Source organism: Trichocoleus sp. AS-A1, assembly GCF_039962015.1.
In the GTDB taxonomy this organism is placed as follows: Bacteria; Cyanobacteriota; Cyanobacteriia; order Cyanobacteriales; family FACHB-T130; genus FACHB-T130.
The window spans coordinates 41,440-48,924 of the sequence record NZ_JAMPKG010000041.1 but is presented as its reverse complement, the minus strand read 5'-3'; the positions used below and the strand labels follow the sequence as shown (position 1 = coordinate 48,924).

Below are 7,485 nucleotides of genomic sequence, written 5' to 3'. Positions count from 1 at the left end.
TGGTCTTGGCTCAACAGCCGCATCCGCAAACAACTCAACCAGTTTAATTGTTTGCGAGATGCAATCGAGCATGTCTTATGCTTGTCGTCCTAATTACCTTGGCGATTGCTATATATAAATTTTTACAAAAAAGATGCGTTTCACTACCCACTCTCGTTAGCGATCGCAACTTGATTCCATCATTCTTCTCTGGAACCAGGTAATAATACTTAGTCCAGTTACCTTGCAGATTTCTGCAATAAAACCGTAAAACAGGCGAAAGAAATCCGCTGTTGTAGATTGGCACGTATCGGGATGCTCCCAAAGGAAAAGCGATCGCTTTAAACGAAAAGCGATCGCTTTTTTCTCACCTCAAGGAGTCATTAAACCAAAGCGGCTTGCTTCAACTGTATCCCGTCAGGTAGCTTCCCGCTACGCAACCATTCATCCATTTCTGAAGGAATATTAGCGGATTTGAGTTGTTCCCGCAGTTCAGCGCCTTCCAAAACTTCTTTTTGCAAAAGCATCTGTGCCAGCTCTTCCAGTAAATCCCGATTCTTGTCTAAGATTTCTAAAGCCATGTGGTGCGCTGCATCAATCGTTTCCTTCACTTGGCGGTCAATCTGCTCAGCCACCACGGGACTCACTGAACGACGCGGATTGCTGTAACCCTCGATGAACTGTTGCTGCGGCTTCTCAAACGCCACGGGTCCCAATTCATCACTCATGCCGTAGAGAGTAATCGCCCGTTCCGCTAAATCTGTTGCTTTTTGGATGTCGTCACTCGCACCCGTAGACACCTTTCCAAAGATTAACTCTTCCGATGAGCGTCCACCTAAGAGAGTGGCGATTCGACCGCGAATTTCATCTTCTACCATCAAAAAGCGGTCTTCCTCTGGCATCTGGAGCGTGTAGCCTAAGGCACCGACGCCACGGGGGACGATAGAGATTTTCTCGACTTTACCAGCTCCCGGCATCAAAGCCGCGATAATCGCATGACCGACTTCGTGATAAGCGACAGTCTTTTTCTCAACATCATTCAGAACGCGGGATCTGCGCTCTAATCCGGTGACAACACGCTCAATTGCTTCGTTGAAGTCTGCCATCATCACAGCGTCGCGGTTCTGACGTGCTGCCAGTAGCGCCGCTTCATTCACCAGGTTAGCTAAATCGGCACCGGCAAACCCAGGTGTGCGACCCGCGATCGCTACCAAGTCTACATCATCTGCTAACTTGACATTTCGGGAATGGACGCCAAGAATGGCTTCTCTACCCACTTTATCCGGGCGGTCTACCACCACTTGCCGGTCAAAACGACCCGGACGCCGCAGAGCTGGATCTAGCACTTCTGGGCGGTTCGTGGCGGCGACGATAATCACCCCGGTATTCCCATCAAAACCATCCATTTCGGTGAGCAACTGGTTAAGGGTTTGTTCGCGCTCATCGTTTCCACCGACAAAGCCTCCAGCACCGCCGCGAGATTTACCTAGCGCGTCTAGTTCGTCGATGAAGACGATGCAAGGGGCTTGTTTTTTGGCTTGTTCAAATAAGTCGCGGACTCGTGCAGCGCCGACACCGACGAATAGCTCGATGAATTCGGAGCCAGAGATACTGAAGAAAGGAACGCCCGCTTCACCCGCGATCGCTTTTGCTAAGAGTGTCTTTCCAGTTCCCGGAGGTCCCACCAGCAGCACGCCTTTGGGAATTTTGGCTCCCAATCGGGTGTACTTCCCGGCATTTTTCAAGAAATCCACAATCTCTAGCAGTTCTAACTTGGCTTCATCGACACCCGCCACATCACTAAACTTGATGCCGGTGCTGCCTTCTGAGTAAATCCGTGCCTTGCTTTTCCCAACCGTCAGCGCTGCGCCACCTGCGCCTCCACCCCGGTTCATCAACCATCCCCAAATTCCAAAGAAAATCAGGGGAGGAACAACCCAACTGAGGAGGGTTCCAATCCAGCCATTGTTGTTGGGTGCAGGTGCAGCAAACTTTACGTTATGTTCGCGCAGGATCTTGGGTAGATCCAGATCGATTGCCACTGGCGTGGTGACGAATACCTGATCTGGTGCGGCTTGCTCTCCCGTGGCATCGGATTTAAGCGCATACTCGATCCGGTCATTGCTCACAACTGCCTGCTCAACTTTACCGCTTTCTACCTGATTGATAAAGTCGCTGTAGGGTACCTGCGGCAATTGAGAGCCAAAACTCGGAATGATAAAGTTTAGCAGTAGAAGGATAGTGAACAAAACCAGGAAGCTGCCGCCAAACTGCTTTGTTCTAGAGGCTTTGGGCGATCGCTTATTATTATTTTCAACAGGCATTGTAGATACGAACCTCTTAAAAGTTATAAAGTTTGAAAGGTTGCTTTCAGATGTCTACTGAGTGAAAGCTAAATGTACTCTTGGCTTTAGTAAGCTTTTAGAGCATCGAAATTGGTAACAGGGTGAAGCTCTAAAAGCTATTGTAAAAAAGGGGATGCGATCGCCTGGGTTCGGTGTCTACCCCTACAAGCATCCGTATAGCCGTACTTTAGTCTTTGTTTATTAAGTTGTATGACAACTCAGGTTGGATTCATTCTTAAAGTGCTAGTCGCCTCAGCGGCACTGTCAATCTTAATTAAGTACGGTGGTCCCTATTTATCAATTCCAGCATCCCCAGCCCTAGTGCTGATGGTTGTGTTTCTGCCAACGCTGATTATGGCTGTGACCTTCTGGCAGCGATCGCGACAATATCGCCAACTGGACTAAGTTGTATTTTAAGTATCAATGAATACTTATCTGACTAGAGCGGCTTACATAAAAACACTGAAACAGTTGACGCTTGGCAGCTATTCAAACCTTACTTTCAACCCATGCGAAAGTTGCCAAAATCGGCTAATCTAGCTGCATTAAACGGCAATTACAGCCTATGTCAGCTCGGAGTCAACACCTGTGAATCTAGGTCAGTGGATTGGCTTATTCGTCTTAGTCGTTTCTCTTTATGTTTTGTGGCAAATTCGGCAGGTGTTGCTGTTGGTGTTTGCCGCCGTTGTGTTGGCGACTGCCTTAAACCGATTGGCGCGGCGGCTGCAACGATCGGGAATGAAACATGGCATCGCGATCCTGGCGTCGATTGTCTTATTATTAGCTCTGATTGTCGGGTTTTTTTGGCTGATTGTGCCGCCCTTTACCGTCCAGTTTCAAGAACTCACAGAACGGGTTCCTAGAGGGTTTGAGCGCTTGAATCTTTGGGTAGATCGCCTCAGAACGGGTCTTCCTAGCCAGCTGACACCGTACCTACCCGATGTGGAGAGCATAAGCCAACAAGTACAGCCCTTAATCAATCGGCTATTGGGCAGTTCGGTCGCCTTTTTCTCCAGCTCTTTAGGGATTATCCTCAACGTTTTGCTGGTGCTGGTTTTAACCGGAATGTTCTTAGCAAATCCCCAAGCTTACCGCAAGGGATTTGTGCGGCTATTTCCTTCTTTTTATCGGCGGCGCGTGGATGGGATTTTGGACCAATGCGAGGTGTCATTAGGGCGATGGCTTGGAGGCGCTCTCATCAGCATGAGTGTAGTCGCGCTGATGAGTATGATTGGCTTGTCGGTTTTGCGAATCCCGTCGCCGCTGGCTCAAGGGATTTTGGCGGGGGTGCTAAATTTGATTCCCAATCTTGGCCCGACGATTAGTGTCATTCCACCAATGGCGATCGCGTTGTTGGAGGCTCCTTGGAAATGCTTGGCTGTGTTCGGTCTTTACTTTTTTATTCAGCAGGTTGAAAGCAATTTCTTAACACCCTACGTTATGGCTCAACAGGTGTCGCTGTTGCCAGCCGTAACGTTACTTGCTCAAGTATTTTTCGCCACATTCTTTGGATTTTTAGGGTTGGTCTTGGCGTTACCGCTAACCGTTGTTGGTCAGATTTGGTTCAAAGAAGTCTTATTCAAAGATGTTCTCGATCAATGGCGCAGTCAGCGCGAAGCAGATTTTGATCCAGAGGGTATAGCAACGTCTCATGAAGCTGCTGAATTTGAGCGAGAAACGGTGGTGTTGCCGGAAGGGAAGTCATCCATTAATGACAAGCCTAATCTTGATAACGAGAATCAGGCGAATGTTAATGATGTGACTGATAAAGGGAAGAAGTAGCGATAAGTAGCGATCGCGATTAGTTAGTAACCTCCGATGAGAAAATAATAAGACTTTCTCCAATTGCCCTCTTGGAATACGACAACACTTGCAAGTATCTCGCTGAGAACTACCCAGATGAATTTGCCAAGTGGCTACTGTCATCTGAAGTTTCAGACATCCAGGTAATCAAAAGCGAACTCAGTTTGGAACCGATTCGCGCCGATTCTGTCATCTTCCTGCAAGTCGCCAACCAAATCTTGCACCTGGAATTTCAAACCTCGGCGCAATCAACTCCGCCCCTCGACTTCCGGATGCTCGACTACTACACGCGGCTGAAGCGGCAATATGGGTGTGAAATTGTGCAGGTAGCGATCTTTTTGCAAGCCACTACCTCAGAACTCGTCTTTCGACAGCAGTACACAGACACAAACACCAGACATCAATATCGAGTCATCCGTATGTGGGAGGAAGATCCCACCCCACTGCTAGCAAACCCGGCTCTCCTACCCCTGGCAACCTTAGCCCGCAGCGATTCACCCAGAGCCTTATTAGAGCAAGTCGCCACTGGGGTCGCTAGGATCGAGAAAACCACCGAGCGACAGAATATCCTCGCTTGTGCCGGGGTTCTTGCTGGTTTGCGGTTTAAAAAAGATTTGATTCAACAACTATTCCGAGAGGAAATTATGCAGGAATCTGTTATCTATCAAGACATTCTCCAAAAGGGCGAGCAACGAGGTCTGCGACAAGGAGAAGTGGCGTTAATTTTGCGGCAGCTCAGGCTACGATTTGGTGACATCAATCCCGAACTGCAAGAACAGATTCGCGGTTTATCGATTCCTCAATTAGAGGGATTGGCAGAAGCGCTGTTAGATTTCTCCACCCAAACTGATTTAGTTAGTTACTTGGCAGCGATAGACTCATCGGCAATCTGAACAGCAACACACACCGTTAACCTCCCAAAAGCGTCGCCCCACGAGGCATCGCAATAGTGGAAACTAGGGATGAGCAAAAGTCCGACCCTTCAACCTTCCCTATGCGAACCCTTGCCGAAATTAACGACAAAATCAGCCACCAGCGTGCAGTGGTGTGGACAATAGAAGAATTAAAAGCACGGGTGGCAGAAGTGGGAGTCACCCAAGCTGCGAAGCAAGTAGATGTCATTACCACCGGCACTTTCGAGCCGATGGAGTCTTCGGGGGCGATTATTAACCTGGGACACACCGATCCCCCAATTAAAATTCGCTCCTGTTGGTTAGATGGGGTTTTAGCCTACTCTGGCTTTGGGGCAGTGGATCTGTATCTGGGAGCAACCCAGATGGTGGAATATCGGAGTACGGGCGAACCCCTAGACGGCGAGGAATCTAGAGAACGCGGCGGCGGTCATGTGATTGAAGATTTAATTGCTGGGAAAACGGTGCAACTACGCGCCATTGGGCAAGGGACGGACTGCTACCCTCGTGCTTCCTTTGAGACAACCATCACCCGCGACACGATTAACCAGTTTTATCTATATAATCCCCGCAATCTATACCAAAATTTTATCGTCGGGGTGAATGGAGGCGATCGCCCCCTTTATACTTACCTCGGCCCTCTGCAACCCCGCCTTGCCAATGCCGTCTACTCAAACGCTGGGGCAATTTCTCCCCTCCTGAACGATCCAGACCTGCAAATAATTGGGATTGGCACCCGGATTTTCTTAGGCGGTGGCGTTGGCTATGTAGCTTGGGAAGGCACCCAACACTTCCCCTTACAAAAGCGGTTGCCAAATCGAACGCCTGTTGGTCCGGCGGCTACCCTTGCCTTAATGGGAGACGCCAAACAAATGAATTCTCGCTGGGTGCGCGGCTGTTACTTCAAAAATTATGGCCCTTCTTTGATGCTAGGCGTTGGTATCCCACTGCCCGTTTTACAAGAGCAAGTCGTCGCCAATTGTGCCGTGCAAGACAAGGAGATCGTTGCGCCGGTTGTCGATTTCTCGATTCCTCGGCGCGTCCGTCCCACTTTTGGTCTTGTGAGTTACGCCCAGCTGAAGACGGGACGCATCACAATAGAGGGCAAACCCGTGCGGGTTGCCCCCTTAGTCAGCCTATTTTTTTCTAATCAAGTAGCGCTGGAGTTGAAGCAATGGATTGAGGCGGGGACATTTACCCTCACCGAACCTGTTGCCCCCATTCCACTGGATCGCTCATTTTTACCCCAAGACCGATGGGGTTCTCAAATTTCCCTAGATTAGTCATTTGTCATTCGTTATTCGTTATTAGGTGTAACTCATCACAGTGACTCATGACTAACCGCCAGTTTATTCTGGCGGCGGGGAAGAGCGCTTAACTGGCTTTGGCAAGGGTTCTTTGCGTTTGGGGGATGGGGGCGCGATCGCTGCGGGTCTTTCTCCGCTTGGACGCACGGGACGCTCTCGGCTTCCTCCTCCTGGCTTTCTGTTGGGAGGACGCCCACCTCCACCTCCTCGAAACGGTTTCTTGCCCGGAATCTTTCTAGGAGGCAGGCGACCAATATCCTGGCTCTCCTGAATTACCAGGGAGTTCCCCTGTCGCTGCACCTGCAAATCCATGAAATGACCGACTGCCTTTTCTTGAACCACACCATTGAGTTTCAACTTGAAAAACTTAGGCGTGTCTTCCTGCTTGCGGGGAGACTGCTTAATCTTGACGATGATGCCTTCTTCTTCTTCCCGCGACTGAAAAATCACTTCCCCGCGAATCGAAAAATAGCCATCGTTCGCCGCCGACTCTTCACTTTGAATATGCGTGGGTTCGGACGATTGGGCTGTTTCCGCTTCTGGGTCAGACGACGGCTGGTTCAACCTTTCCGGCTCCCAAACGCCCACAATCTGGACGTGCAAGTTGCCGTCTTCTTGTCGCATCCGGGGATAGACAACCCATAAATGTTCCTGCTCTAAGTTCAGGTGATTTTTGACTAAACTCATCACCCGACCTAATAGCACGGCATCGATGGCTGTTCCATCGCTTGCCAGCAGCATTCCTCGCGTAAATTGCTCGTCGGAGGACGTGTACTTACCCTTTACTAGGCCAATGGCCCGGTATTGCATGGGTTCGCTAGGGGGAGGAATGGGTTGCTGTCGTGTGACAGCAGGATTCTCTTCAGTTGTTTGTTCCAAATCGCTGTTTGACGCTGTATCCGCTGGCGTTGGCGGACTGGATAGGGGTGGTGGTTCTGGCTTAGGATCGCCAGAAGACTGGGATAATTCGGAGAACCGATTTACAGAAGGACTCATAATACTCCTCGCGGCGGAGACACATCCCCTTGGGGGGAGTCAGTCAGCTCATTGTACTGAATGCGGTGATACGACTGGTAGATCCGTAATGTTTTTGCACTCAGCAAAAACACTTACACCTTATCAAGTTCGGTTCGATGCTGC

6 protein-coding genes are annotated in these 7,485 nt (G+C 49.7%); 4 read left to right on the top strand and 2 right to left on the bottom strand.

The window, feature by feature from the left end; all coding sequences use genetic code 11:
- Nucleotides 1-362: 362 nt before the first annotated feature.
- Nucleotides 363-2,303, bottom strand: coding sequence for an ATP-dependent zinc metalloprotease FtsH (gene ftsH, locus NC994_RS23550; RefSeq protein WP_190439611.1), 1,941 nt, complete (start codon nucleotides 2,301-2,303; stop codon nucleotides 363-365).
- A 231-nt stretch (nucleotides 2,304-2,534) separates the two neighbouring features.
- On the opposite strand from ftsH, the gene NC994_RS23545 reads away from it, so the two are divergent.
- From NC994_RS23545 to NC994_RS23530, 4 genes are all read left to right on the top strand, one after another.
- The gene (locus NC994_RS23545; protein WP_190412016.1) at nucleotides 2,535-2,729 is read left to right on the top strand and encodes a hypothetical protein; all 195 of its coding nucleotides are present in this window, start codon (nucleotides 2,535-2,537) and stop codon (nucleotides 2,727-2,729) included.
- Nucleotides 2,730-2,912: 183 nt separating this feature from the next.
- A complete protein-coding gene (locus NC994_RS23540; protein WP_190439604.1) occupies nucleotides 2,913-4,106 on the top strand; it encodes an AI-2E family transporter in 1,194 nt (397 codons plus the stop codon).
- 71 nt (nucleotides 4,107-4,177) lie between these two features.
- Complete coding sequence (locus tag NC994_RS23535; protein WP_190439601.1) at nucleotides 4,178-5,020, top strand: DUF4351 domain-containing protein; 843 nt, start codon at nucleotides 4,178-4,180, stop codon at nucleotides 5,018-5,020.
- A 101-nt stretch (nucleotides 5,021-5,121) separates the two neighbouring features.
- Nucleotides 5,122-6,321 carry a homocysteine biosynthesis protein gene (locus NC994_RS23530; RefSeq protein WP_190439598.1) on the top strand — a complete coding sequence of 400 codons (1,200 nt, stop codon included), beginning with the start codon at nucleotides 5,122-5,124 and terminating at the stop codon, nucleotides 6,319-6,321.
- Nucleotides 6,322-6,387: 66 nt separating this feature from the next.
- On the opposite strand, the gene NC994_RS23525 is transcribed toward NC994_RS23530, so the two are convergent.
- Complete coding sequence (locus tag NC994_RS23525) at nucleotides 6,388-7,341, bottom strand: hypothetical protein (protein ID WP_190439596.1); 954 nt, start codon at nucleotides 7,339-7,341, stop codon at nucleotides 6,388-6,390.
- Between the last annotated feature and the right edge of the window lie 144 nt (nucleotides 7,342-7,485).

Excerpts from the sequence above, each read along its gene's own strand:
- ftsH (WP_190439611.1), bottom strand. The coding sequence starts at position 2,303 with ATGCCTGTTGAAAATAATAATAAGCGATCGCCCAAAGCCTCTAGAACA.
- NC994_RS23525 (WP_190439596.1), bottom strand. The coding sequence starts at position 7,341 with ATGAGTCCTTCTGTAAATCGGTTCTCCGAATTATCCCAGTCTTCTGGC.
- NC994_RS23545 (WP_190412016.1), top strand. The coding sequence starts at position 2,535 with ATGACAACTCAGGTTGGATTCATTCTTAAAGTGCTAGTCGCCTCAGCG.
- NC994_RS23530 (WP_190439598.1), top strand. The coding sequence starts at position 5,122 with ATGCGAACCCTTGCCGAAATTAACGACAAAATCAGCCACCAGCGTGCA.